Genomic DNA, 25,415 nt, shown 5'->3' on the forward strand with positions numbered 1-25,415 from the left:
GGCACGACGTGTGATCGGTGGGTGGCAAGCATTTGGAAAGTGATTGAGAAATCGAGGTTTTGTGACCTGATGCACCTCGCAGTGGCTTGTGTGATTGCACCAGCTTTGGTTAATCTCTGGGCATGGTTAAAGAGTTCTCACGACGCCTGTTCCTGACCTCGGTTGCGGCAAGTATTTCGACGCCAGTTTGGGCCAACCCACCGGCGACATCATTGCGCCCCAGGTTACGACCTGCCGGGTTGCGGCGCAGCTATGCGGCGGACTCTAACGATCTCATCAAAGCATCTGGCGTTAGTGGGAAGGTCGGGTATGCCGTGGCCGATGCCAAAACCGGGTTGCTTCTGGAAGGCTACGAAGCTGAAACGGGATTGCCTCCGGCCAGCGTGACCAAAGCCGTGACGGCGATGTATGCGCTGGACGTTCTGGGCGCCGCGCATCGGTTTGAAACGCGCCTGCTGGCGAAAGGTACCCTGTCCAATGGTGTGCTGAAAGGCGATCTTGTTTTGGTTGGCGGCGGGGACCCTACCCTGGACACCAACGCTTTGGCGGGTCTTGCCAAGGCGCTGAAACAGGCTGGCGTTCGCGAAGTCACTGGGCGGTTTCTGGTCTGGGGCAGCGCGCTGCCCAGTATCCGTGCAATTGATCCGGGTCAGCCGGATCACGTCGGCTATTCCCCAGCGATTTCGGGTCTGAGCCTGAACTACAACCGTGTGTATTTTGAATGGAAGCGCGCGTCTGGTGGCGGCTGGGCTGTCAGTATGGATGCGCGATCTGACCGCTATCGCCCCGAAGTCACCATGGCCAAAATGCGGATCGTGAAGCGGGACCTGCCGGTATATACTTATCAGTCTCGCGGTGGAACCGATCACTGGACTGTTGCCAGTGGTGCTTTGGGCAACGGCGGCGGCCGTTGGCTGCCAGTGCGTCAGCCCGAGATCTATGCAGGAGAAGTGTTTCGAACCATGGCGCGTGCGCATGGGATCGTGTTGAAAGCGCCGAAGAAAGCCAGCGCCAAGCCCGAGGGTGCGTCCTTGGCCTCGCATAAAAGCCCTCAATTGCGCGATATCTTAAGGGACATGCTTAGGTACTCGACCAACATCACGGCCGAGATGGTGGGTCTGTCGGCCACCCGCGCAAGGGGTGTGAAAGCTGGGTCATTGAAAGTTTCGGCAGGTGAAATGAACAAATGGGCCTCAGGTGCGTTGGGAATGCGCAACGCAGCGTTGGTCGATCACTCGGGTCTGGGTGGCGCTTCGAGATTGCGTGCCGGAGAAATGGCCAAAGCACTGGCCAACACATCACGGCAGGCTGTCTTGCAGCCCATACTCAAGGACATCAAATTGCGAGACGGGGACGGAAACGTCAAAAAGAACATCGCAACGCAAGTCAAAGCCAAAACAGGGACGTTGAATTTCGTCAGTGGATTGGCGGGGTACCTAAAGGCTCAGGACGGCACACAGCTGACGTTTGCCGTTTTTGTTGCCGACACAGCGGCACGTCGCGCCATTGCGGACAAAGACAAAGAACGCCCCAAAGGTGCGCGCGCTTGGAACCGCAAGGCCAAAAGGCTGCAGCAACGCCTCATTGAACGGTGGGATAGCCTCTACGGGGCTTGAACACTTGGTGCTTGCTCTGGCCGGATTTTCATGCGGCGGGCTGGAAACAACCACCAAATGCAATCAAATCATGTGACGCGCCCGAGAGCCGCGTTCAATTGCTGCGGCATGCAGGCGATCAATGTTCAACTCGTAGCGAATTTCTTCCAAGAGGCGCAGTTCGGGTTCTGCAAGGGACCCGTCCGCCGCTGCGACATCGCAGGCCAGCGCATATGCCGTTTCAAACAGGCGCTCTGGAAGACTGTCACGCACCAGTCCAAACAGGGCGGCCAGACCGTCTTCTTGCTCGAACAGGTCAAACACGGTCTGTGAAACAGTTTTCATCCGGTCAATGTCATAGTCGGCAAAGACAGGAAGGTTGTTCACCGTGGTTTGGATCTTGACCAATTCGGCTGTCCGGATGTTTTCGTCTGATGCCGAGATCGCCACCATAACGGCGACAAGACTGTCCTGAGGGGTCAGTGGGGTAGGGATATCCTGAGCCACGGGCGATTTCCTTGTTTGAGGTTTGTTGCAGTGCAGAATATTGACTGACAGGGCCTTGGGCAATAGGTAGCCTCGGATTAGGGCGTAAACCTGCGCCCAGAACTTCCGGAGATGGATATGTCTGACCTACGCGACGCCGCACTCGCCTCAAAAGCCTGGCCCTTTGAAGAAGCGCGTCGGGTTCTCAAACGGTATCAAAAGCAGCCGCCTGAAAAGGGGTATGTGCTGTTTGAGACTGGGTATGGCCCTTCGGGTCTACCGCATATCGGCACCTTTGGTGAGGTTGCGCGGACAACGATGATCAAAACGGCGTTCGAGGTGATCTCGGACATTCCGACCAAGTTGATCTGTTTTTCAGATGATCTTGACGGGATGCGCAAGGTTCCGGGCAACGTTCCGAACTCGGATAGTTTGACGGAGCATCTCCAATTGCCGTTGACCAAAGTGCCCGATCCGTTTGGAACGCACGAAAGCTTTGGCCATCACAACAACGCTATGTTGCGTCGGTTCTTGGATACTTTTGGCTTCGAATACGAGTTTTTTTCGGCGACTGAGTTCTATGGCTCGGGCGCGTTTGATGAGGTTTTGAAGCGCGCGGTCGAAAAATACGATGACATCATGGCGGTGATGCTGGCGTCATTGCGTGAAGAGCGTCAGCAGACCTATTCGATTTTCCTGCCGATCCACCCCGAGACAGGCCGGGTTCTGTATGTCCCGATGAAAGAGGTCAACGCGGCCGATCATACAATCACCTTTGACGACGAAGACGGCAAAGAATGGACCCTTCCGGTCACAGGCGGCAACGTGAAGCTGCAGTGGAAGCCGGACTTTGGCGCCCGCTGGGCGGCGCTGGAGGTCGATTTCGAGATGTATGGCAAAGATCACAGCACAAACACGCCGATCTATGACAAGATTTGCCGCATCCTTGGCTGGCGCGCTCCAGAGCATTTCACATATGAGCTGTTTCTGGACGAAAACGGTCAGAAGATCTCTAAGACCTCGGGCAACGGTGTGTCGATTGATGAGTGGCTGACTTATGCCTCAACCGAGTCGCTGGCCTATTTCATGTACCAAAAGCCCAAGACTGCGAAGCGGATGCATTTCGATGTGATCCCGAAGGCCGTGGATGAGTATCATCAACAGTTGCGTGCCTATCATGGGCAGGACCTTAAGGCGCAGCTGAACAACCCGGTGTGGCATATCCACAGTGGCGATGTGCCGCAATCGGATATGGTGGTGCCATTTGCGATGCTGCTGAACATCGCGTCGGTGTCGAATGCCGAAGACAAAGAAACGCTCTGGGGCTTCATCAATAAATATGCACCTGACGCAACAGCGGAAACACACCCCGGTCTGGACGCGGCCGCCGGTCACGCAGTGCGCTATTTCCATGATTTTGTGAAACCCGCCAAAGTCTATCGTGCACCGGACGATCAAGAGCGCAAAGCTTTGGAAGAGCTGGCGGCAGCGTTGAAATCCAGTGAAGTTGCTTTGGCTGCGATCGCCGCCAAAAACGCGATGATGGGTAACGACGACCCATTGCCCGAAGCGGATTTCGGCAACGAGGACTTTCTTCAGTCCGTGGTCTTCGCGATTGGCAAGAACAATGGATTTGAGCCTTTGCGCAACTGGTTCACCGCGATCTACGAAGTGCTGTTGGGCGCGTCTCAAGGCCCCCGTTTTGGCGGCTTCATTGCGCTATACGGCGTTGAAGAAACTGTGACGCTGATTGAGCAAGCTTTGGCCGGAGAGCTGTTTTAGTCGCTGGGCGTCCGCAAATCTTTTGAACGCGCGTCTTAACCGTCGCGCGTTTTTTTGATCCCAAGTCAGAGCTTTGCTTTGCTCGCTCGTCTTAACCGGTGCAGTATTGGGTATGGTGACCGGTTACGAGCCCTTAAACACATTGAAACCTGTTGGTGAGGACATCTGGATCGTAGATGGTCCCGCGATCCGGTTCTATGGAATGCCGTTTTCGACGCGCATGACGGTTGTCCGACTGCAAAACGGAGACCTCTGGCTGCATTCGCCTACCCAGTTTGATGACACGTTGGCGAATTCGTTAGGGTCTTTGGGTCGTGTCGCGTTTCTTATCGCGCCGAATTGGATTCATTATGCGCATATCCAAGCGTGGCAGGCGGCATTTCCGGATGCACAGGCTTACGCGGCACCGGGCGTTGCAAAACGGGCATTATCTCGCGGACTGGATATCTCATTCGACCACGACTTGCGCGTTGATCGGGCCGAGATTGGATGGATTGATCAGATCGATCAATTGGTCGTTCAAGGTAGCCGCATTCACCATGAGGCAGTATTTTTTCACAGGGCCTCGCGCACGCTTGTGCTGACCGATCTGATAGAGAATTTCGAAGCATCACACATCCCCTGGTGGATGCGATTGTTAGCGAAACCCGCGCATATTCTAGCGCCGGATGGCCAGATGCCACGCGACATGCGGGCGACGTTCCGAGGCCGCTATGCCAAACTTCGGGAAGCTGTTCAGCAAATGATTGAATGGGGACCGGAGCGCATAATCATCGCGCATGGCAGGTGGTTCGAAGAAGATGCCGAGCACGAGTTGCGGCGTGCCTTTTATTTCGTCCTGAAATAGCTAAATTTGACCGATTTTGCGGATGACCTACCTCTTAATGCAGGAGGACACGGACATGCGCGTTTGGATTGCAGGGGCTTTGATGGCTTGGGCGCCAGTTGTGGTTGCAGCTGAGACCGGAATAGAGAAGACCATCGAAACACAAATTGAGGCCTTTCAGAATGAAGACGCTATGGCAGCATTTTCTTTTGCCAGCCCCTCAATCCAGAAGTTTTTCGGCGCTCCAGACACGTTTGCCGAAATGGTGCGGCAGGGATACCCGATGGTTTGGCGTCCTGATGAAGTGCGGTTTCTGGATCGTCGCGAGATTGCGGGCAACCTTTGGCAACGCGTTCTCATTCGCGATGGCCAAGGCGTTTTGCACGTTCTTGATTATCAAATGGTTCGTATCGATGGCGCTTGGCGCATCAACAGCGTTCAGATTTTGGGTGCGCCGCGCGCCGGTGCCTGACCACCGTCACGGTGCTCTCGTACGCCATTAACAGGCGACTGATATTCCCCTTTTCATGAGGCGAAACCCGGCTCGGGTAGTTTGGAAAGGGATATCATGAACAAAGCGATTACGGATGGCGTGCTGCTGATGCCGCCAGTTTTTGCGAACGGTCTGGATGTATGGTCGAGCGGGGACGGGACTCCGGGGTCTGACACCTATGAAAATGCGATCAACGCAGCCTATGTGCCAGCGGATCAGGATTTCAGCGGATGTCTGGAAATGGTCAAAACAGAAAGCACGCAAAAGCTGCGTCATATGGGGCAGACGCCGATTTTGCCCGGCTGCTATTTGCGCGTGACGGCACGTGTAAAGGCCGTGAGCGGCAATTTACCCTCGGTTCGTATCGCAGCCTGGGCGGGCGATGGGTCCGGTAACTCTGTTACCGGGATCACCACAACCGGACCATCGCAGACGTTGACCAGCTACGGTGAGGTTGTCGAGATCAACGCCATAGTCGGTGCCGGAGACCGGGGCGGCGTGGACATGGTTTGGGGCAATGCGCCAGTCTATGGCCATTTCGGTCTTGATCTGACGGGGTCGAATGGCGGATTCGTCCGAATTGATGACATCGTGATTGAAGACATCACCTCAGCTTTTTTGCGCAGCATGATGAACTGGGTGGATGTACGTGACTATGGCGCCATTGGCGATGGTGTCACCAATGACGCGCCTGCCTTTGAGGCGGCGAATGCAGATGCTGGTGGGCGATCGGTGTTAGTATCCGAGGGCACGTATTACCTTGGCGACAACGTGACATTTGACACACGTGCGGTTTTCGAGGGCACCGTGGTCATGCCTGAAGACAAGTACCTGTCGCTGACCAAGAACTTTGATTTGCCCAGTTACATCGAAGCGTTTGGCGATGAGTCTCTGGTTTTCAAGAAAGCCTTTCAGTCGCTGTTGAACAATTCGGACCATGAAACATTGGATCTGGGTGGCCGCCGTGTCACGGTGACGGAACCGATCGACATGCAGGCGGCGGTCTCAAACAATTCCACCTACGCCCAACGTCGCGTCATTCGCAATGGTCAGTTCTATGTGGCAGGTGACACAGCTTGGGATCCAGAAGTCACCACATCTGTTGGCAGCTACAGCGTCAGCAATGACCGCACGCTGAGCAATGTGACCAACGTTGCCAACGTCCAAATCGGGTCGTTGGTGACGGGCAACGGTGTCGGGCGCGAGGTGTATGTGCGCGGTAAGAATGAAGCAACGCAGGAGCTGACGCTCAGCCAGCCATTGTTCGATGCGGTTGGGACACAGAACTATACGTTCACCCGCTATAAATATGTGCTGGATTTCAGCGGTTTTGCGAAGCTCAGCAGCTTTGTGATTTCTGACGTGGATTTCCTGTGCAACAGCAAGGCCAGCGGCATTCTGATGGCGATCAAGGGGTTGATCTTTCACGTCAAGGACTGCTTTTTCACCGAGCCAAAACACCGCGGCATCACCTCGCCCGGGGATGGCTGTAAGGGCATGCTGATCGACCGGTTCAACTTTACCACCGCCGAAGGTGGGACCCCGGCGCAGGATCGGGTTTCGGTGGCGATTAACTCAAACGCCAATGACGTGAAAGTGCGCAACAACCGGGCCAGCCAATTCCGTCACTTCTATGTATCAGGCGGGGCGAACTCGATCATCACGGGCAATCACTTTTTTCAAGGGGATGATGAAACAGCAGGATTGCGGACCGCCGGTATCATTCTGACTCAGTCCCATTGTTCGACCACCATTGACGGCAACTACGTCGACAACTGTTCGATCGAGTGGACCAACGAATACGATCCCGAACCTGACTTCACCAGCGGCTTTTCCTTTTCTGCGCTCAGCGTTACGGACAACGTGTTTTTGTCGGGTAACGTCGCTCCCTGGTTCTTTTATTTGGTGATCAAGCCGCATGGTGCGGGGCATTCCATCACCGGGCTTAGCGTAACAGGCAACAAGTTCCGGTCCATACAAGGCACCGCCATAGACCGCGTCGATCGTGTGGATACGAGCTATGGCGATCTGGGCATGAGCCGTGGCAAGCATGTTCTGGTAGAGGTCAACACATTCCATGCTGTTGAAACTCCGATCTACAACTCTCTTGTGATTGAACATGACCAGAACTCAACAGCGCAGACATGGGTTGTGGATAGCGATGATCGCCTGCCTTTTGGGGGGCATGCGCGAAGTGTTGAATCCGTTGTAATGATTGGGAAAATAAAAAATTCCAACAATGTAACTGAATACACCGTGCCCTATGTGACAACGGAACAAGGGTCGGGTGGAGACCAGCTTCATTTGACGTGGGAAAAGCCTGTTAGCGGAAATGTGGCTGTCAGGATGCGGATGGACTAGCGTTGCGGGTCATTACCGCCAAAAGGCCAACCATTCGACAAGCTCAAAGAACTTGCGCGCCAACATAAGGGTGGCCTGACCATTTAGCCAGATCAGGTCAAAACCTAGTCCGGCTAGAATCACGACAGCCAAGAAAACGGCGATCGGGTTGGTCATAAGGTAAGCTCCTCCGGCTGCGATGGGCTCAGGATATGCCCGCTCGCCCGGAGGCGCAAGATTTGTCGTTACTAGTTTGCTCGGAAGCGGGCGCTGATCTGGCTTAGATGTTGCCCATCTTGGCAGCGACATCTGCCATGCGGCAGGAAAAGCCCCATTCATTGTCGTACCAAGCCAAAACCCTCACCAGACGGTTTCCGGTGACTTTGGTTTGGTCTGCTGCAAAGATCGAACTGTCTTCGGTATGGTTGAAATCTATCGATACCAAAGGTTGGTCGTTGTAACCCAGAACACCCTTCATAGCGCCAACAGATGCTTCGGCCATGACGGCGTTTACGTCGGCTTCAGTAACATCTTTTTGTGCAATGAACGTCAGATCTACTGCCGAGACATTGGGGGTGGGGACGCGAATGGCAGAGCCGTCAAGCTTGCCCTTGAGGTCGGGCAGCACTTCGCCCAAGGCCTTAGCGGCGCCGGTTGACGTTGGGATCATCGACATAGCAGCAGCACGCGCGCGGTAGAGGTCTTTGTGGCGGCGGTCCAGTGTCGGTTGATCGCCGGTATAGGCGTGGATCGTGGTCATGATGCCCGACTCGATGCCAAAGGCGTTGTGCAGGACCTTGGCAACGGGTGCCAGGCAGTTGGTGGTGCAGGAGCCGTTCGAGATCATCGTGTCGGAGGCTTCCAGCATGTCGTCGTTGACACCAAATACGATGGTCTTGTCGACGTTCTTGCCGGGTGCAGACAACAGCACTTTTTTGGCGCCACGCTCAAGGTGCTTCTTAGCCCTTTCGCCGTCGTTGAACTTGCCGGTGCACTCCATGACGATGTCGATACCATCCCAGTCCAGCTCGTCCATGTCATAGGTCGAGTACATCTGCATTTCGCCAACACCCAAATCCATCGTGCCTTCGCCGATGGTGACGTCGTTGCGGAAGCGACCGTGGACTGAGTCATAGCGGATCAAGTGTGCTGCTGTGTCCAGCGGGCCAGTCGCATTTACTTTGACCACTTTGACGTCGTCACGCGCAGTTTCAGCGATGTGCATGAGAGTGCAACGGCCGATCCGGCCAAATCCGTTGATGCCTACTGTGACGGTCATGTCGTATCCTTCAGTCCTGAATTTGAGCGCGGTATAGAAGGTGTGTTTCCTATGGGAAAGCGCCAAACGACCGCCAAGTCGGTTTGTTAGCGATAAACGTGACGCCGTAGCATCTGATAGCGTTAACGCTTGTGACTTATGACGTTTCGGACGGGGGGGTCAGGGCTTTGAATGCCGCCAAAGCGCGGTGCCGCGATTCTTTGAGATCGGCAATCGGATGGGGATATGTCTCGCCCAAAGTTACATTTGCAGCCTTCAATACCAAAGCAGGGGTTTCCCAAGGGGCATGGAGCGACTTGTCTGGAAGCGCCGCGAGTTCCGGTACAAATCGGCGGATGTATACGCCTTGGCCGTCGAACTTTGTACTTTGCGTGACGGGGTTAAAGATGCGGAAATAGGGGGCAGCATCTGCACCTGATCCGGCGACCCACTGCCAGCTGGCGGGATTGTTGGCGGGATCAGCATCAAACAAAGTATCGTCGAACCATGCCAGCCCCCGACGCCAGTGCAGACCGAGGTTCTTCACCAGAAAAGACGCTACGATCATGCGAACACGGTTGTGCATATATCCTGTTTGCCACAACTCTCGCATCCCGGCATCGATGATGGGAATGCCGGTTTGCCCCCGCTGCCATGCCAGTTCGGCCTCGCATGCGTCCCGCCACGGAAAGGCGTCAAATTTTGCGTTCAAATTGCGGGTCGCGATGTCGGGGTTTTGAAAGAGTTGGCTATAGGAGAACTCTCGCCAACCCAGTTCGGACAGGAAATGCCCCCGATCCTCGGTGGCAGGCTGTGCACGGGCGGCTTGCCAGACAGAGTTTGGTGAAATCTCTCCAAAAGCCAGATGCGGTGACAGACGAGAGACATTCGTAAGTGATGGATGATCGCGACCTTGTCGGTACCCGTTGAGGCCATCTTCCAGAAAGTCGGATAAACGGGCCTGTGCACCGGCTTCGCCCGGTCTCCAGCCTGACAACACCTCCCAGTCCCAGCGGGGTGTTGGGGTAAGGTCAAGATCAACAGACGCCGGTGCTTTTTCATGGTTTGCAAAGGTCAGTGAGGGCGACGGTAGCGGATTTCTTGGGGGCGGTGCGGCCATGCAACCTTTGCGAAAGAATGGCGTGAAAACCTTGTAAGGTGTGCCATCTGGTTTGCGCACCTCCCAAGGTTCCCACAACAGACTGCCATTCGCGCTTATCACCTCCACACCTTCAGACTTTAGCGTTGTCTTAATCGCGGTGTCTGTCTCGGTCCCGGTCGCGTCGTATCGGCGGGTCCACGTCACAGTTTCTGCGCCAAGATCCCGCACAATAGCGGGCAGAACGTCGCGTGGGTCGCCAACACAGGTCACAAGGTGCCCACTGAGAGACTCATTCAGCGCGCCGAGGGAATGATGCAACCACGCCTTGGATGCGCCTCCAATTGGTGCGTCCGGGTCGTGAATGTAGAGCGGCAATACAGCTCCGGCTTTGGCAGCAGCAGTCAGAGCCGGGTTGTCGGATAGTCGTAGGTCTCGGCGAAACCAATGGATCGCTATGGGCATAGTCACTTCCTTATGTGACTGCCAAACTAGAACCCTTGAGGGCGCTGTCGAGGGCTGAGGCTATTTATGAGGACCATTCGGCAAGCCGGCTATTCGTGATGGCACGCCAGATCGTTCAGTATTGGGCAATCCGGGCGGTTGTCGCCCGCACATTCTGCCACCAGATGCGAGAGCGTGTCGCGCATGGATTGCAGCTGAGTTATCTTCTGGTCAATCCGTTCAAGATGTTGAGAGGCCACGGATTTGACATCAGCGCTGGCTCGCGAGTCGTCCTCGTAGAGCGCCATCAACGTGCGGCAGTCTTCAATCGAAAACCCCAAGGTGCGGGCACGTGCCAGAAAGGTCAGCTTGTGCAGGTCGCTGTCGCGAAATTGCCGATACCCGTTGTCAGATCGGTTTGGTGTCACCAAACCTATGTCTTCATAGTAGCGAATGGTCTTGGCCGGGAGACCGGATTTATCTGCGACTTCACCAATATTCATGAGGTTTCTCCAGCGAATGAAATAGGCGCGACGCTGCGCAGGCGTAGGGCGTTGCTCAAAACAAAGACCGAAGACAAAGCCATCGCGCCAGCGCCGAGCATTGGCGACAGTTGCCATCCCAGAAGCGGATAAAACACGCCTGCTGCGACTGGGATCAATGCCACATTGTAAGCAAAAGCCCAGAATAGGTTTTGGCGAATATTGCGCATCGTGCGACGCGAGATTTCAAGCGCGTTCAGAACCCCGTTGGGATCGCCAGACGCCAAAACCAGATCTCCGCTTTCGATGGCGATATCTGTCCCGGTGCCGATCGCGATGCCGACATCTGCGCGGGCCAATGCCGGGGCGTCGTTGATCCCATCACCGACAAAGGCAACCGACCCAAAGGTGTCTTGCATCGAGGCAATAACGTCGGCCTTGCCCGCTGGTAGGACTTCAGCCTCGACGTGGCTGATCCCAAGTTCGGCAGCGATGCTGCGGGCGGTGGCTTGGTTATCACCCGTAATCATCGCGACACCCACCCCGGCGTCGTGCAATTTGCGAATTGCGTCGCGGGCGCCCGGCTTGATTGGATCGCCAACTGTCAACAACCCAGCGGCTTGACCGTTCACGGCAATATAAAACGGCGTTTGTCCCTGATCTGCGGCTTGCGCTGCTTGAGCCCTGAAATGTGTTACGTCTATCCCATCGCGTCGCATGAAACGGTCGGCACCGATCATCACTTGTTGGCCTTCCACCGAGGCCATAACCCCGAAGCCACTGACACTGGTAAACTCCTGCGCGTCTGACAGTTTCAATCCCTTTTCCAATGCGGCGCGTTCAATGGCACGTGCTATGGGGTGTTCCGAGGCTTGCTCAACCGAGGCCGCAATGCGCAGAACTGCATCAGGTTCAAAACCATCCGCGACATGTAACTCGGCCAGTTCCGGCTTGCCCATGGTCAGTGTGCCGGTCTTGTCAAAGGCGACAAAGCGAACATCTTCAAGCCTTTGCAGCGCGTCACCTTTGCGGAACAAAACGCCCATTTCCGCCGCGCGCCCGGTACCAACCATGATGGAGGTCGGTGTTGCCAACCCCATCGCACAAGGGCAAGCAATGATCAGCACGGAAACACCGGCGACCAAAGCGTGGGATAGGCGTGGGTCAGGGCCAATTGTCAGCCAGCCGAGTATGGCCAGTAGCGCGATGACAATCACTGCGGGCACAAAGATCAAAACCACGCGATCCGCCAGCGCCTGCACGGGCAGTTTTGCGCCCTGCGCTTGCTCGACCATCGTGATGATCTGCGCCAGCATTGTGTCGCGCCCGACACCTGTCGCGCGGTAGGTGAGTGCGCCCTCGCCATTCACCGTGCCAGCGACGACCGGACTGCCTGGGGATTTCTCGACGGGTAAGGGCTCACCCGTGATCATGCTTTCATCAACCCAGGACCGTCCGGTTTCTACAGTGCCATCAACAGCCAGCCGTTCGCCCGGATAAAGGTGCAGGATGTCGCCAACATGCACCTGTTCGATGGGGCGTTCGATGATCTCTCCATCCAGTTCGACGCGCGCGGTTTTTGCCTGTAGGCCAACCAATTTGCGCACGGCGGCCCCGGTGCGCCCTTTGGCGCGGGCCTCCATCCAGCGTCCCAACAGGATCAGCGTCACGATGACGGCGGCTGCCTCGAAGTAAACGTTCTGTGCGCCAGCGGGCAAAAGCGACGGAAAGAACAAAGAGACTGTCGAGTACCCCCACGCCGATCCGGCACCCAAGGCTACCAGCGAGTTCATGTCCGGGCTGCGTTTCCACAATTGCGGCAGACCCTTGGTAAAGAACCCACGCCCCGGCCACAGCAAGACAACGGTAGTCAGCAAAAACTGCAGCATCCACGAGGTCTGCATGCCAATCGTTGCCATGATCCAGTGGTGAAACGGTGGAAACAGATGCCCCCCCATTTCAAGAACAAACACCGGCAAGGTCAAAATAGCGGCGACCATAAGATTGCGCCGCGCTGTCGTCTGCTTTGCGGTGTCTGCCAAATCGGACGAAAGCGAACTGTCTTTCGCGCGCACCGTGGCGCTATAGCCGGCGTCGGTTACGATACGTGCCAGATCGGATGCGCTCACGGCACCACGCAACAGGATGATTTGTGCGGTTTCAGCCGCAAGATTCACCGATGCGTCCAGAACGCCTGGGGCCGCACGCAGTGCCTTTTCCACCCGCGCCGAACAAGACGCGCAACTCATGTCAGAAATCTCGAGCGTCACAATATCCTGCCGCGCCGGGTAGCCAGCTGATTGCAGGGTGTCTCGAATGTCACATGCATTTGCACCCGAGAGGGTCACCAACCCGGTTTCATTGGCCAGATTCACAGACGCAGAACTCTGACCCGCCATGGATTGCAATGCGCGTTCCGCGCGCCCTGCACAACCTGCGCAACTCATACCATCGATTTCAAATTGCAAGGAAAGGTCTGCAGACATTGGGGCCTCTGGGTGTTGGTGCTCAAGATATAAGGGTTCCAGTAATGGGAAGGTCAAGGCATCGCAAGCCTTCCTGTGGCAGGAAGGTTGTGATTTTCTCAGTCAGATCGGGAAAGAGCGTTCACAGCCCAGACGCAATTGGGTAGCTTCGTCTGGATCGCAGAGGCCCACAGGTTGGTGACATGGTTTCAAGGCCACTTATCTTTTCTATTCTTGTCACGATCCTTGTCGGGATTTTCGTGAACAAGATTTCCTTGGGGTATTTCTCTGCCGAGGAAGGAGACAAGGCACTGGGCCGACTATCGCTCTATCGCAGTTCCGTGGTGGATGAAGTCGAGCGCTATGCGCACCTGACACACATTCTGGCGCGCGACCCTTACGTGATGTCGGCCGCCGCCGGGGGAGACACGACCGCGCTGAACCAACGGCTTCAGGGGTTTTCTGATCGCGCGGGATTGGACGCGATTTACCTCATGGATCAAAGCGGCGTTACGATTGCCGCGTCAAACCACGCAACGGCCTCCAGCTTTGTCGGACAGACCTATGCCTTCCGCCCTTATTTCAAGGATGCGATTGCGGGCGGGCAGGGGCGGTTTTATGCCATCGGTGCCACGACGGGCCTGCCTGGTTACTTTATTGCAGACGGTGTGCGTGGGCCGGAACAATCCATGCTTGGCGTGATCGCAATCAAAAAGAGCTTTGACGCGCTTGAGGAAAGCTGGCGCAATGCCGGTGAACAAGTGGTGCTGGCCAATGCCGATGGGGTGGTCCTGCTCGCGTCCTTGTCCGAGTGGCGTTACCGCACATTGTCTCCGCTCACCGAGTCCAAGCGTCACGAAATCACCGAGGCGCGCCAGTTTCCGGGAGAGCCGATGGAACCGCTCGACTGGCACCCGCGCGCAGGATCGCGGGCCACAATTGCCGGGGACGAACGTCTGCATTTGATTGCCGATGACCTACCCAACGATTGGCAGTTGCACTATTTTGCCGCCGATGACCGGGCGATCACGCAAAGCTGGCTCGCCACGGCTGGGGTGGTACTGGTGGCGGGGTCCTTGCTGATTGTCTTTCAGGTGCAGCGTGCGCGCCGGATCAGTCGACGATTGCAACGCTCGCAACGCGAGGAAGCCCAATTGCGTGAAACCAACGCCATGCTTGCGGTTGAGATTGGTGAGCGCAAGACGGCAGAGCAGCGCCTGCGCCGTGCCCAAGATGAGCTGGAACGTGCCAGTCGCCTTGCCGCTTTGGGTCAGCTTTCAGCCTCAGTAACACATGAGTTGGGGCAACCTATTGCCGCGATGCGCAATCATCTTGCCGCGGCAGAACTGCGCGGAGCCCCCGAACCGCTGAGCGCCAACATAGGCGGGTTGGTGGACCGGATGGAGGGCATCACGCGGCAGCTCAAGTTTTTCGCCAATCCTCATGCCGAAGCGTTTGAGGTGTTTGACCTTAGGTCGGCGATGACGGCGGCGCTCGAATTGTTGACGCCGAACATCGAAGAAACCGGAACCGAAGTTGTCTATTCTCCGCCATCCAAGGCCATTCTTGTCCGGGGCAGCCGTTTGCGGATTGAGCAGGTGATGACCAATGTTTTGCGCAATGCCGTTGATGCGGTGGAAGAGAGTGAAACCCCAATGGTTTGGGTGGAACTGGGAGGATCTGAAGATGCAGCTTGGTTCGAGGTCCGAGACAACGGGCACGGGTTAGGTCCGCAGGGGTTGCAGGAGTTGCAAGAACCTTTTGTCACGACCCGGGAAAGTGGGCGCGGCATGGGTCTTGGCTTGTCAATTTCAGCCGGGATTATAAAGGACCACAAAGGTAAGATGACCGCCCAGAATGGAAAAGATGGGGGCGCCGTATTCCGCGTCACGATCCCGGTCGCGCCGGATGCAGAGGACAAGAGTGATGAGTAAACCGCAGCCCTACCGCATTCTGATCGTCGATGACGACAAAGCCATGCGTCAGTCTCTCGTTGAACTTTTGACTGCGGCGGGTTGGGTGGCCGAAGCTGTCGCTCGAGCCGAGTTGGCGCTTGAGCGGCTGTCGGATCTGGCGCCTGATGTCGTGCTGTCTGATGTTCGCATGCCGGGCATGTCCGGATTGGAGTTGTTGACGGATTTGGTGCAGCGCCGTGCCGCGCCGCCGCTGGTTTTGATTTCGGCGCATGGTGACATTCCGATGGCGGTGCAGGCCATGCAGGATGGCGCCTATAGTTTTGTTGAAAAGCCGTATGAGCCACGCCGGCTGCTCTCGATTTTGTCTCATGCCGCCGATCAATGCCGCATGCAGTTGTCGAATGCGCGGCTCAAAGAACGATTGTTTCAGCTTTCTGGACTGGATCGAATTTTGCTGGGCGACACGCCGGTTGTGCGAGAGTTGCGCGAAACAATCCTTGATCTCGCTGCGATGGAGGCAGCCGTTTTGATTGAGGGTGAAACCGGCACTGGCAAAGAAGTGGCGGCAAGGGCGCTGCATGATTTGAGCCCACGCGCGGGTCGCCCTTTTCTGGCATTGAACTGTGCGGCATTGAATGCAGACAGTTTTGAAGCCGAGATGTTCGGCGTTGAAGGGCAGACCGAGGGACGTCTTCTGGCGGCTTCGGGGGGGACTTTGTTTCTGGACGAAGTCGGCACCTGTTCGCTTCCGGTGCAAGCTAAATTGTTGCGTGTCATTGAAGATGGCCAGATTTTACCCGTGGGGGCATCGCGTCCGGTATCGGTCAATCTGCGAGTGGTTTCCGCCACCAACGTCGATGTTGATCAAGCGGTGCGGGACGGCGTGCTGCGACAGGATCTGTTGTTCCGGCTGAACACATTTGTTTTAACTCTCCCTCCTTTGCGACAAAGGCGAGATGACGTCACCTTGCTGGCCTCGCATTTTTTGAGCGATTACGCCCGTGTGTTGGAGACACCCGCGCCGGAATTGGGGCATGACGATCTGGCAGCGCTGATCGGCCATGACTGGCCCGGAAACGTCCGCGAGTTGCGCAATGTGTGCGAGCGGCGAGTTCTGGCCGCGCGGCGGGGTGCGGGATCTATGGCCGAGGCGATCCGCAGTGATCTTTTGCCAGAAGACGTGCCAGACACGCTGCGGGAAGCCGTGGCTTCGTTCGAGCGCGAGGTGATTGGCAAGGCCATAAAAGCGCACGAAGGTCGAATGGATGCAGCAGCTGAAGCGCTGGGCATAGGGCGGCGAACGCTAAACGAAAAAATCGTCAAGCTCGGCCTCGACAAAAGCGCAATTCTGTAACCGTAACGCGCCCTGCGGAAATCCGCAGGGCCTTGTTTCGCCGACAGGCAAAATCCCTCATAGCCAGCGGTTTTAGGCTGCGTCATACTCCGACCATGTTTGAAAACGCATCGGGGAGGAAAACTATGCGTAAACTTATGAGCCGGACTGCCGTGGCAGCCCTGTCACTGGCCTTTGTAACCGAAGCCATGGCGACGGAATGGAATGTATCTGTTTGGGGCAAGCGCCGCGCCTTTACTGAGCATGTTGAAAAACTGGCCGAACTGGTTAGCGAAAAGACAGGTGGCGAATTCACTTTGAACATCAGCTATGGTGGCCTGTCGAAGAACCGCGAGAACCTGGATGGTATCTCGATCGGTGCTTTCGAGATGGCACAGTTCTGTGCCGGTTATCACCGTGACAAGAACCGCGTAATCACGGTTCTCGAGCTGCCGTTCCTGGGTGTGTCCAACCTTGCTGAAGAAGTGGCCGTGTCCAAGGCCGTCTATGCGCACCCTGCCGCAGCAGAGGAAATGGAGCAGTGGAACGCCATGCTTCTGATGACCTCGCCTATGCCACAGTACAACCTTGTAGGCACCGGTGAGCCGCGTGACACATTGGCAAAGTTCGATGGCATGCGTGTCCGGGCCACCGGTGGTCTTGGCAAAGCGTTTGAGGCTGTGGGCGGCGTGCCGACCTCGGTCACCGCGACCGAAGCCTATCAGGCCATGGAGAGCGGCGTTGTGGACACCGTTGCCTTTGCGCAGCACGCGCACCTGTCGTTTGGTACCATCAATCAGGCAGACTGGTGGACGGCGAACCTGAACCCCGGCACAGTGAACTGCCCGGTTGTGGTCAACATCGACGCCTATGACGCCCTCAGCGACGATCACCGTGCGGCGCTTGATAGTTCGGTTGACGAAGCGCTGGAGCACTATGTCACCAACTACGGCACCCTTCTGGAGAAGTGGGACAGCGTCCTTGCCGAAAAAGGCGTTGAAAAGGTCATGATCAGCGACGCCGTGCTGGAAGAGTTCCGCGCGACAGCAGCCGATCCTATCCGCGAAGCTTGGATCGCCGATATGGAAGGTCAGGGCCTGCCCGGTCAGGAGCTTTATGATCTGGTCGTAAAAGCACTCGAAGATCACCGCGCCTCGAACTAAGCGCGATACTTAGGAATTGGCCCCGGTTCATCCTGGGGCCAATTCTTTCATAATCATACCACTGGGGGGATGAACATGGCCGGTAGTTCTGCCGTGCTTGAAGACGACAGCTTGCTCTCGCGGCTGGATCGTCACCTGCTCAAGCTTGAAACTTTCTTTGCACTGCTAAGCGGCCTTGCCGTTTTTAGCCTTATGTTCCTCGCCGCCTATTCTGTCGGAGGTCGACAGTTCTTTGCGTCGCCTTTGTCAGGCTATGTCGACTACATCGAGACACTGATGCCGTTGATTGCCGTTATGGGCATTGCCTATGTCCAACGAGACGGCAGTCACATTCGCATGGATATGCTCATCGGTCAGCTGAAGGGCCGCGCGCTCTGGGGGGCTGAGTTGTTAAGTGTCATCCTGATCCTGCTTTTGATGATCGCGCTGACCATGGGTGCTTGGGCACATTTCGAACGCTCTTTTGACTGTGCCCGTCCGCTGTGTTCGCGAGACAGTTCGATCGACATAGGCATTCCGATTTGGCCGTCAAAACTGATCGTGCCGCTTGCATTCGGGGTCATGTGCCTGCGTCTGGCCTTGCAAGTCGTTGGCTACGGTCGCGCATTCTTCCTGAACCTGCCGTCGCCAGTTGCCGTGCCCCTGGTGCTATCCATCGAAGAACAGGCCCGTGCAGAGGTCGAACATCTCGGAGACGAGCAAAATGGATAATATCACCATCGGCCTTTGGGTCACTGGCGGGATGCTGGTGCTTGTCGTTCTGGGAATGCGCGTGGCGTTCGCCGCGGCATTGGCGGGCTTTATCGGCATCGTCTGGATTTTCTGGGCCAAGTTCGGCTATGCGCCTGAAAAGTTTTTGTACTGGAATGAGCGACGAGAAATCTGGGACGGGGCGCTGGGCAAGTCCATCGCCATCGCGGGGTCTGTGCCGCATTCCAAAGTGTCCAGTCAGGCGCTGAGCCTGATCCCCACTTTCATCCTGATCGGCTACCTTGCCTATCACGCCAAGCTGACCACCGCGCTTTTTGAAGCGGCCAAACGCTGGATTGCATGGGTGCCGGGCGGTCTTGCCGTATCCACCGTCTTTGCCACCGCTGGTTTTGCAGCGGTCTCTGGCGCCTCGGTTGCCACGGCCGCTGTCTTTGCCCGCATCGCCATCCCGGAGATGCTGAAAGCCGGCTATAACAAGCAATTCGCAGCCGGAGTTGTGGCCGCGGGGGGTACGCTTGCGAGCTTGATCCCACCCAGTGCGATCCTCGTGATCTACGCGATCATCGTGGAACAAGACGTGGGCAAGCTGTTGCTTGCAGGCTTTATCCCGGGCGCGTTCTCGGCGATTATCTATGGGCTTATGATCATCGGTATTGCCGTGATTTTCAAAACGGTCGGCCCGCCCGTCACCGGATTTACGTGGCGCGAACGCTTTGCCTCATTGCCGCCTGCGCTGCCCATCGTGGCCGTCGTGGTGATTATCATCTTCTTTGTCTACAACCCGTTTGGAGACGCTTGGGGAACGCCGACCGAAGGCGGCGCGGTGGGGGCCTTTATCGTGTTCCTGATGGCGCTCTATCAAGGTATGCGCTGGAAAGAGCTGAAGGTCGCGCTTTTGGACACCGCCAAGCTGACGGTGATGATCTTTACCATCATCTGGGGCGTGCTGATCTATGTGCGGTTCCTTGGGTTTGCGGATCTGCCGGGCGCGTTCTCGGACTGGATCACGTCGCTCACGATGTCACCTTGGCTGATCCTGATCTGCATCCTCTTGGCCTATGCTGTGCTGGGCATGTTCATGGATGCCATCGGGATGCTGCTCTTGACCCTTCCGGTCGTTTACCCGGCCGTGATGGCGCTGAACGGTGGTGAAGCCGTGTCAGCCGCAGAAAGCACCTTTGGGATGAGCGGCACCATGTGCGCGATCTGGTTCGGGATCCTCGTGGTGAAGATGGCCGAGTTTTGCCTGATCACGCCACCAATTGGTCTGAACTGCTTTGTGGTGGCCGGCGTCCGTGACGACCTGAGTGTTCAGGACGTGTTTAAGGGGGTAACGCCGTTCTTTATTGCGGATGGTATCACCATCGCGCTTTTGGTGGCCTTCCCGTGGATTGTTCTCTGGCTGCCAAGCCAAGTCTAGCGTGAAAAATGGAGGAGGCTCTGGCCTCCTCCAATCCGTTTGTTCACTGGAAGACGCCGTCCTTAATCATCTGGTCGAACATGTCTTCCATAGTGGCCTTGAGCGGACGGTATTCGAGGCCCAATTCACGACGTCCCTTACTGTTGTCAGCCTTCCATTCCACGTTCACGTTTCTGGTCACGGTTGTTCGGGAAATGCCTGAGAAGGGACCTACAAGCCAGACCAGCCACTTGGGAAGCGCGCGTTTTGGCAGCGGATAATCGGCGCCGTATTTGTCCTGCAGGGCGAGGCCCATTTCCAACAGGTTCGTGTTTTGGGCTGAAATGATGTTGCGTCCGTTGGCCTCTGGCATAAACGCAGCCGCGATGTGGGCTTCTGCGAGATCGCGAACGTCCACCGCTCCGATTCCAAAGCGCGGCGCCCCGGCTTTCATGTTGCCGTCGCCCAATTGCTTTACCAACCGGAAGGTTTCGGAGGTCGGGGCTTTGTTCAATGCCGGACCGATCACGAACGATGGATTGACGACAACCAGATCCCACTGTGTCGTGGCGCCGGCAATCTTCCAAGCTTCCTGTTCAGCCAGCGTCTTAGAATAGGAATACGGCTGATACTCCAGCGAGGCTGTGGTGTTCCACACGTCCTCGTTTAAGGCACCGTTTGGTGCAGACGCGCAATCGATGGCGTCGGTATACATGGCTGCACAAGAGCTGGTGAGAACCACGCGTTTCACGCTCGAGGTTTTTTCGGCCTGGTCCAACACATTGCGCGTGCCTTTGACGGCCGGGTCGATCAACTCGGTCTGAGCATCCTTGACGTTCAACGTAAAAGGCGAGGCCGTGTGAAACACGACAGAACAGCCTTGCATGGCATCTGCGTAAGACCCATCAGACAAAAGATCAGCCTGAAAGAACCGGATATCCCCCGAGGATGCCGCGGCGATGTCGATCAGATGCTGTACCTTGGCCACGTTGCCTGGATCGCGGACCGGGGCATGCACCGTCAGGCCAGCGTCAAGCAGTTTCTTGACGATCCAGCCTGCGACGTAGCCTGTCGCACCCGTCACCATGACGGGGTTCTTCGTGTCGATTTGCATCGTGTTTCCTTTCAGGTCTCCGAGGATGACCTCGAGTTAAGGTGCTGTTCGTGGTTGGCCCCGCGTGCCGCCCTAGTGCACCGGGGCGCTGCGTGCCTGCATGGGGGTCATGCCGGTCCAGCCATGGAAGGCGCGGTAAAAAGAATTCGGATCACGATAGGCCAGAAGATATGAGATTTCTTCGATCGTCATGTCGTCCTGTTTCAAATAGTGCATCGATAATTCAGACCGCACCGATTCCAGCACCGTTTGATAGGTCGTGTTTTCGTCTTTGAGCTTGCGCTGTAGGCTGCGTTTGGACATGGCCAGTCGGTCACAGGCATCTTCGACACTGGACTGGCCCGAAGGCAACATTTCTACCAGCGCACTACGCACCCGGTCCGACACGGGCTGCCCGGCTTTGCGACGAGCAAGCTGGCGGTTGAGGTCTTCGGTCACGTTTTTCAGCATTTCCGCGTTTTGCGAGATGAGCGGACGTGTGGCATCTTCGATTGTAAGATGAATGGCTGGATGAGCGGCCTGAGACGTCTGAATGCCAAAATAGGTGGTTTCATCTTCGGTAGCGTTGGCGTCGCCCGGCAGATCGATCTGAAGCGGAACGATATGCTCAGCTGTGAACATGCGGCAGCATTCAACAAAATAGATCAATTCGAACATGGTCATGCAGTGCGGTAAGGGCACGGCGGGATCGGCCGAGTGAAAGGTCAACACCACCCGGTCATCATGCCGTTGAACATCCAGACGCAGCGGCGCCAACAGCGGCTTGAACACTGCAAGGCGTGCCAGACCTTCCTCGACGTTTCGACTGCAAGAGAACGCAAAGATCGCAGGAACAAAGGGGCCATGCGCATAGAGCTGGCCCATGTGCAAGGAAAGGTCATCCCGCTTGGCCTCTTCATAGACCGCTTCAAAGATCGCAAAGAACTGTTCGGCCGTGCTGCCGCGGCCTTCGTGCTCGGAGTAGTCCCGTGGCAGCCCAGCCCGGCGCATCACCCGTTCCGGCGATATCTTCAAAATTTGGCAGGTCTGCGCAATCTTATGCGCAACCGGATAGAGCGTGCGTTGGGACATCGGTCGTCCTTCATGACGGTAGTCTTGAGACAAGAATGCGGTCGGGCCGACAGTGATACCAGTCTCTGAAAGTGACTTGGCGTCATCAGAATGAAGATTGGCACGATTTGCAAGTTGAAATCCGTTTGATGGTGCTAATCTTGAAGACAGCAAAACAATTCGTAAGACGGGAGAGTAGGCGTGCAACTGGTTGTAGATGGTAAAACTCACGAAGTGGATGTCGAAGATGACATGCCGCTGCTTTGGGTTCTGAGAGACGAGCTAAACATCAAAGGTGTCAAATATGGTTGCGGAATTGCAGCCTGTGGTGCGTGTACCGTCCATATCAATGGCGAGGCCGTCCGGTCCTGTCAGACGTTTGTGTCGGATGTCGAGGGGCCAGTGACCACGATCAACGGGCTTGGAACACCAGACCTCATGCATACAGTGCAAGAGGCGTGGACCGAGACACAGGTCGCGCAATGCGGCTATTGCCAGTCGGGGCAGATCATGCAGGCGGCATCCCTGCTTAATGAGAACCCAAATCCAACTGATGATGAAATTGACGAAGCCATGTCCGGAAATCTTTGCCGGTGTGGGACCTATCCACGCATCCGCGCCGCCGTGAAACTGGCCGCGACCAAAGCACAAGGGGTCTGATCCATGGGAAAAGTTGGAAAAATTGCACGCCGCACATTCCTGATTGGTTCGGCTGCCGTGGTCGGCGGCGTGGCGTTTGGCGTTTATAAGGTCAAGACACCGCATGCGAACCCATTGGAACAGGATCTTGCGGGCGGAGCCGCGACGTTCAACCCGTGGGTGGTGATTGACGGAGACACAATCACCCTGATCGGGCCGCATGGCGACAAGGGGCAGGGGGTCGCGCACTCGCAGGCCGTCCTGATCGCTGAAGAGATGGATCTTGAGCTCGGTCAGTTCGAGGTCAGTTTCGGCAAACCGGACAAGGCCTATTGGAACACTGCCATGGCGGATGAGTCCGTACCTTTCATGTCGACTGATGAAAGCTTTGCCGCGGAAACCATGCGCGGTGTTATGGGGGGCGTTCTGAAGCTTATGGGGCTACAGGGCACCGGCGGTTCAACGACGATTCCCGACAGTTTTGACAAGCTGCGCAAGGCTGGGGCGGTGGCGCGCGAGACCCTGAAAGCCGCCGCAGCACAGAAATCTGGCATCAACACCACGGCGCTGAGAACCGAAGCCGGCCATGTCATTCTGCCGGATGGGTCACAGCTCAGCTATCAAGAACTGGCGCCAATTGCCGCCGGGCTAGATCCAGTCACCGAGGTAACCTTGCGTGATCCCAGCCAGTGGCGATTGATCGGCAAGCCGATGAAACGGCTGGATATTTTGGCAAAATCCACTGGCACTCAGACCTACGGCATTGACGTGGAAGTGCCGGGTGCCGTGCATGCCGCAATCAAGGTGAACCCGCGTCAGGGCGGCGTGCTGAACGGTTATGACGCCACCGAGGCGCTGGCCATGCGCGGCGTGTCGAAGGTGGTTGAGATCACTGGTGGCGTGGCCGTTGTCGCCGACAACACGTGGCGCGCGTTCCAAGCGGCGGACGCCATTGAGTTTGACTGGGGAGACGCGCCCTATCCAGCCGAGATGGAGGACCATTGGAAGGCGTTGGGTGCGTCGTTCAAGGATGAATTGCTCGACAAAGAGTGGCGCAATGACGGTGACGTCGAAACAGCAATTGCTGAAGGCAAGGCCTTGGAGCTTGAGTATCGCGCGCCCTATGTCGCGCACGCGCCGCTCGAACCTCTCAATGCAACCGTGCTGGTGGAAGAGGACGGGGTGATTGTCTGGACGGGCCATCAGGTGCCGCGTCAGCTGCAACTGTTGGTGGCGGGTATCACCGGGCACGAACAGGAGCAGGTGACGTTCCACAACCAGTTTATGGGCGGCAGCTTTGGCCACCGACTAGAATTTGAGCATATCAAGCAAGCCACCGAGATTGCCAATCAGATGCGCGGCACGCCGGTCAAGTTGACCTATTCCCGCGAAGAGGACATGGCGCATGATTTCCCGCGTCACCCCGGCGTTGCTCGGGCCGCTGGTACCGTAAAGGACGGCAAGGTCGAGGCGTTGGATTTGCAGGTGGCGATGCCTTCGGTGATTGCGTCTCAGATGGGCCGCGCCGAGATTTCATTGCCCGGACCGGACAGTCAGATTGCTGCCGGGTCGTGGAACAATCCATATAGTTTGCCGAACTATCGCATGCGGGCTTATCGCGCACCGGAACTGGCGCCGGTGTCGTCCTGGCGCTCGGTCGGGGCTTCGGCGAACGGTTTCTTCTTTGACAGCGCATTGGATGAATTGATCCATGCGGCGGGCGCAGACCCGATGGAAGAACGCATTCGTCTGATGGAACATGATGTCAGCCGCAAAGTTCTTGAGGCTGTGGCCGAGATGTCATCCTGGGGCGGTCAGCTGCGACCGAACCAAGGTCGCGGCGTGGCCTTCATCGAAAGCTTTGGCGTGCCGACGGCTGAGGTGATCGAGGTCACCAATACCGAGGATGGTATCCGCATCGACAAAGTCTGGGTGGCTGCGGACGTGGGGACAGTTGTTGACCCGGTCAACTTTGAGAACCTTGTGCAAGGCGGCGTTGTCTTTGGCTTGGGCCATGCGATCAACTGCGAGATCACCTATTCCGACGGTATGGCTGAGCAGTCGAATTTCGACAGCCACGAAGGCATGCGGCTTTATCAGTGCCCTGAGATCATCGTGAAGGGTCTGGAGAATGGTGCCAAAGTGCGTGGGATCGGCGAACCACCCGTCCCGCCCGCCGCGCCGGCCCTCGCAAACGCAATCTTTGCCGCCACCGGCCAGCGTATCCGCGAGATGCCGTTTTATAAGCACATCAGCTTTGTCTGAACAAGGCCGGGGGCGCTGCCTCCGGACCCCCGAAGTATTTGAGCCAAAATGAAGAGGGGGCTCTGGCCCTCTTTTTCTATGGTGCGATGGCCTCGGCGCGTTTGATCTTGCGCAGGACCACATTGGTCTGTGCACTGGCCACCGCCGGCAGGCGAAACAAGGTGGTTTCCAGAAACGTGTTGTAAGCAGCAATGTCCGGAAACAGGACGTGCATGTGATAATCGGCCTGACCGGTTGTGGCGAAGCATTCCAACACCTCGGGCCGCCGCTCGATCACGCGCACGAGGTCTTGCAGTTTGTCCGGGTCGTGGCGCGTGAGTTGCACCAGAACAATGGCTTCGAACTCCAGCCCGACATTCTCAGGATTCAGGACTGCGCCATAGCGCGCGATGATCCCGGAGTCCTCAAAGGCGCGCACCCGACGCCAGCAGGCCGACGCAGACATGCCGACTTTGGTTGCCAGATCCGCGTTTGAAATCCGGCAGTCAGCTTGCAGAAGCGCCAGAATGGCTCTGTCGCGAGAGTCGAGTTGCATGGGTGAGTAAACCGTAATTT

21 protein-coding genes are annotated in these 25,415 nt (G+C 56.7%); 12 read left to right on the forward strand and 9 right to left on the reverse strand.

The window, feature by feature from the left end; all coding sequences use genetic code 11:
* The first annotated feature begins 122 nt into the window (after nt 1-122).
* Nucleotides 123-1,616, forward strand: a complete 1,494-nt coding sequence (gene dacB / locus Q0932_RS07335) for a D-alanyl-D-alanine carboxypeptidase/D-alanyl-D-alanine-endopeptidase (protein ID WP_299350949.1) — start codon at nt 123-125, stop codon at nt 1,614-1,616.
* A 63-nt stretch (nt 1,617-1,679) separates the two neighbouring features.
* Here dacB and Q0932_RS07340 read toward each other — a convergent pair whose 3' ends face one another.
* Nucleotides 1,680-2,102: a tellurite resistance TerB family protein gene (locus Q0932_RS07340; RefSeq protein ID WP_299350950.1), complete on the reverse strand. Its 423-nt coding sequence runs from the start codon at nt 2,100-2,102 to the stop codon at nt 1,680-1,682.
* Nucleotides 2,103-2,219: 117 nt separating this feature from the next.
* Between Q0932_RS07340 and Q0932_RS07345 the strand changes: the two genes are divergently transcribed.
* The 4 genes from Q0932_RS07345 (at nt 2,220) to Q0932_RS07360 (ending at nt 7,543) form a co-directional block, all read left to right on the forward strand.
* Nucleotides 2,220-3,863: a lysine--tRNA ligase gene (locus Q0932_RS07345; protein ID WP_299350951.1), complete on the forward strand. Its 1,644-nt coding sequence runs from the start codon at nt 2,220-2,222 to the stop codon at nt 3,861-3,863.
* Nucleotides 3,864-3,975: 112 nt separating this feature from the next.
* On the forward strand, nt 3,976-4,710 hold the full coding sequence (locus Q0932_RS07350; protein ID WP_299350952.1) for a DUF4336 domain-containing protein: 735 nt from the start codon (nt 3,976-3,978) through the stop codon (nt 4,708-4,710).
* A 55-nt stretch (nt 4,711-4,765) separates the two neighbouring features.
* Entirely contained in the window at nt 4,766-5,161 is a 396-nt protein-coding gene (locus tag Q0932_RS07355) for a DUF4864 domain-containing protein (RefSeq protein ID WP_299350953.1), read from the forward strand.
* A 96-nt stretch (nt 5,162-5,257) separates the two neighbouring features.
* On the forward strand, nt 5,258-7,543 hold the full coding sequence (locus tag Q0932_RS07360; RefSeq protein ID WP_299350955.1) for a right-handed parallel beta-helix repeat-containing protein: 2,286 nt from the start codon (nt 5,258-5,260) through the stop codon (nt 7,541-7,543).
* A gap of 12 nt (nt 7,544-7,555) precedes the next feature.
* Here the strand turns inward: Q0932_RS07360 and Q0932_RS07365 are convergent, their stop codons facing one another.
* From Q0932_RS07365 to Q0932_RS07385, 5 genes are all read right to left on the reverse strand, one after another.
* On the reverse strand, nt 7,556-7,699 hold the full coding sequence (locus Q0932_RS07365) for a glyceraldehyde-3-phosphate dehydrogenase (RefSeq protein WP_299350957.1): 144 nt from the start codon (nt 7,697-7,699) through the stop codon (nt 7,556-7,558).
* A gap of 103 nt (nt 7,700-7,802) precedes the next feature.
* Nucleotides 7,803-8,801, reverse strand: a complete 999-nt coding sequence (gene gap, locus Q0932_RS07370; protein ID WP_299350959.1) for a type I glyceraldehyde-3-phosphate dehydrogenase — start codon at nt 8,799-8,801, stop codon at nt 7,803-7,805.
* A gap of 136 nt (nt 8,802-8,937) precedes the next feature.
* Nucleotides 8,938-10,344 carry a deoxyribodipyrimidine photo-lyase gene (locus Q0932_RS07375; RefSeq protein WP_299350961.1) on the reverse strand — a complete coding sequence of 469 codons (1,407 nt, stop codon included), beginning with the start codon at nt 10,342-10,344 and terminating at the stop codon, nt 8,938-8,940.
* 89 nt (nt 10,345-10,433) lie between these two features.
* Complete coding sequence (cueR, locus tag Q0932_RS07380) at nt 10,434-10,826, reverse strand: Cu(I)-responsive transcriptional regulator (protein ID WP_299350962.1); 393 nt, start codon at nt 10,824-10,826, stop codon at nt 10,434-10,436.
* Nucleotides 10,823-13,291, reverse strand: coding sequence for a heavy metal translocating P-type ATPase (locus tag Q0932_RS07385; protein WP_299350964.1), 2,469 nt, complete (start codon nt 13,289-13,291; stop codon nt 10,823-10,825). The genes cueR and Q0932_RS07385 overlap by 4 nt, the downstream gene beginning before the upstream one ends.
* A 182-nt stretch (nt 13,292-13,473) precedes the next feature.
* Between Q0932_RS07385 and Q0932_RS07390 the strand changes: the two genes are divergently transcribed.
* The 5 genes from Q0932_RS07390 to Q0932_RS07410 all read left to right on the forward strand — a co-directional run bounded on the left by Q0932_RS07390 (nt 13,474) and on the right by Q0932_RS07410 (nt 19,813).
* Nucleotides 13,474-15,204: an ATP-binding protein gene (locus tag Q0932_RS07390; protein ID WP_299350966.1), complete on the forward strand. Its 1,731-nt coding sequence runs from the start codon at nt 13,474-13,476 to the stop codon at nt 15,202-15,204.
* A complete protein-coding gene (locus tag Q0932_RS07395; protein WP_299350968.1) occupies nt 15,197-16,540 on the forward strand; it encodes a sigma-54 dependent transcriptional regulator in 1,344 nt (447 codons plus the stop codon). Before Q0932_RS07390 ends, Q0932_RS07395 begins: the two co-directional genes overlap by 8 nt.
* A 125-nt stretch (nt 16,541-16,665) precedes the next feature.
* A complete protein-coding gene (locus Q0932_RS07400; protein ID WP_299350970.1) occupies nt 16,666-17,682 on the forward strand; it encodes a C4-dicarboxylate TRAP transporter substrate-binding protein in 1,017 nt (338 codons plus the stop codon).
* A gap of 75 nt (nt 17,683-17,757) precedes the next feature.
* Nucleotides 17,758-18,393 (forward strand): TRAP transporter small permease, encoded by a 636-nt coding sequence (locus Q0932_RS07405; protein ID WP_299350972.1) that lies wholly within the window; start codon nt 17,758-17,760, stop codon nt 18,391-18,393.
* Entirely contained in the window at nt 18,386-19,813 is a 1,428-nt protein-coding gene (locus Q0932_RS07410) for a TRAP transporter large permease (protein ID WP_299350974.1), read from the forward strand. The genes Q0932_RS07405 and Q0932_RS07410 overlap by 8 nt, the downstream gene beginning before the upstream one ends.
* Before the next feature lie 43 nt (nt 19,814-19,856).
* Here the strand turns inward: Q0932_RS07410 and Q0932_RS07415 are convergent, their stop codons facing one another.
* Together Q0932_RS07415 and Q0932_RS07420 are read right to left on the reverse strand one after the other, a co-directional pair.
* Nucleotides 19,857-20,906 carry an NAD-dependent epimerase/dehydratase family protein gene (locus Q0932_RS07415; RefSeq protein ID WP_299350976.1) on the reverse strand — a complete coding sequence of 350 codons (1,050 nt, stop codon included), beginning with the start codon at nt 20,904-20,906 and terminating at the stop codon, nt 19,857-19,859.
* A 72-nt stretch (nt 20,907-20,978) separates the two neighbouring features.
* Nucleotides 20,979-21,977, reverse strand: coding sequence for an AraC family transcriptional regulator (locus tag Q0932_RS07420; RefSeq protein WP_299350978.1), 999 nt, complete (start codon nt 21,975-21,977; stop codon nt 20,979-20,981).
* A gap of 180 nt (nt 21,978-22,157) precedes the next feature.
* Between Q0932_RS07420 and Q0932_RS07425 the strand changes: the two genes are divergently transcribed.
* Nucleotides 22,158-22,616 (forward strand): 2Fe-2S iron-sulfur cluster-binding protein, encoded by a 459-nt coding sequence (locus tag Q0932_RS07425; protein ID WP_299350980.1) that lies wholly within the window; start codon nt 22,158-22,160, stop codon nt 22,614-22,616.
* A 3-nt stretch (nt 22,617-22,619) separates the two neighbouring features.
* Nucleotides 22,620-24,860, forward strand: coding sequence for a molybdopterin cofactor-binding domain-containing protein (locus Q0932_RS07430; protein ID WP_299350981.1), 2,241 nt, complete (start codon nt 22,620-22,622; stop codon nt 24,858-24,860).
* Between the two features lie 76 nt (nt 24,861-24,936).
* Here Q0932_RS07430 and Q0932_RS07435 read toward each other — a convergent pair whose 3' ends face one another.
* Nucleotides 24,937-25,395, reverse strand: a complete 459-nt coding sequence (locus Q0932_RS07435) for an Lrp/AsnC family transcriptional regulator (protein WP_299350982.1) — start codon at nt 25,393-25,395, stop codon at nt 24,937-24,939.
* Nucleotides 25,396-25,415 lie beyond the last annotated feature (20 nt).

The sequence above is a fragment of the uncultured Shimia sp. genome, assembly GCF_947498095.1.
Lineage (GTDB): Bacteria > Pseudomonadota > Alphaproteobacteria > Rhodobacterales > Rhodobacteraceae > Shimia.

Coding starts and splice junctions, on each gene's coding strand:
- dacB (WP_299350949.1), top strand. CDS start 123: ATGGTTAAAGAGTTCTCACGACGCCTGTTCCTGACCTCGGTTGCGGCA.
- Q0932_RS07345 (WP_299350951.1), top strand. CDS start 2,220: ATGTCTGACCTACGCGACGCCGCACTCGCCTCAAAAGCCTGGCCCTTT.
- Q0932_RS07350 (WP_299350952.1), top strand. CDS start 3,976: ATGGTGACCGGTTACGAGCCCTTAAACACATTGAAACCTGTTGGTGAG.
- Q0932_RS07355 (WP_299350953.1), top strand. CDS start 4,766: ATGCGCGTTTGGATTGCAGGGGCTTTGATGGCTTGGGCGCCAGTTGTG.
- Q0932_RS07360 (WP_299350955.1), top strand. CDS start 5,258: ATGAACAAAGCGATTACGGATGGCGTGCTGCTGATGCCGCCAGTTTTT.
- Q0932_RS07365 (WP_299350957.1), bottom strand. CDS start 7,699: ATGACCAACCCGATCGCCGTTTTCTTGGCTGTCGTGATTCTAGCCGGA.
- gap (WP_299350959.1), bottom strand. CDS start 8,801: ATGACCGTCACAGTAGGCATCAACGGATTTGGCCGGATCGGCCGTTGC.
- Q0932_RS07375 (WP_299350961.1), bottom strand. CDS start 10,344: ATGCCCATAGCGATCCATTGGTTTCGCCGAGACCTACGACTATCCGAC.
- cueR (WP_299350962.1), bottom strand. CDS start 10,826: ATGAATATTGGTGAAGTCGCAGATAAATCCGGTCTCCCGGCCAAGACC.
- Q0932_RS07385 (WP_299350964.1), bottom strand. CDS start 13,291: ATGTCTGCAGACCTTTCCTTGCAATTTGAAATCGATGGTATGAGTTGC.
- Q0932_RS07390 (WP_299350966.1), top strand. CDS start 13,474: ATGGTTTCAAGGCCACTTATCTTTTCTATTCTTGTCACGATCCTTGTC.
- Q0932_RS07395 (WP_299350968.1), top strand. CDS start 15,197: ATGAGTAAACCGCAGCCCTACCGCATTCTGATCGTCGATGACGACAAA.
- Q0932_RS07400 (WP_299350970.1), top strand. CDS start 16,666: ATGCGTAAACTTATGAGCCGGACTGCCGTGGCAGCCCTGTCACTGGCC.
- Q0932_RS07405 (WP_299350972.1), top strand. CDS start 17,758: ATGGCCGGTAGTTCTGCCGTGCTTGAAGACGACAGCTTGCTCTCGCGG.
- Q0932_RS07410 (WP_299350974.1), top strand. CDS start 18,386: ATGGATAATATCACCATCGGCCTTTGGGTCACTGGCGGGATGCTGGTG.
- Q0932_RS07415 (WP_299350976.1), bottom strand. CDS start 20,906: ATGCAAATCGACACGAAGAACCCCGTCATGGTGACGGGTGCGACAGGC.
- Q0932_RS07420 (WP_299350978.1), bottom strand. CDS start 21,977: ATGTCCCAACGCACGCTCTATCCGGTTGCGCATAAGATTGCGCAGACC.
- Q0932_RS07430 (WP_299350981.1), top strand. CDS start 22,620: ATGGGAAAAGTTGGAAAAATTGCACGCCGCACATTCCTGATTGGTTCG.
- Q0932_RS07435 (WP_299350982.1), bottom strand. CDS start 25,395: ATGCAACTCGACTCTCGCGACAGAGCCATTCTGGCGCTTCTGCAAGCT.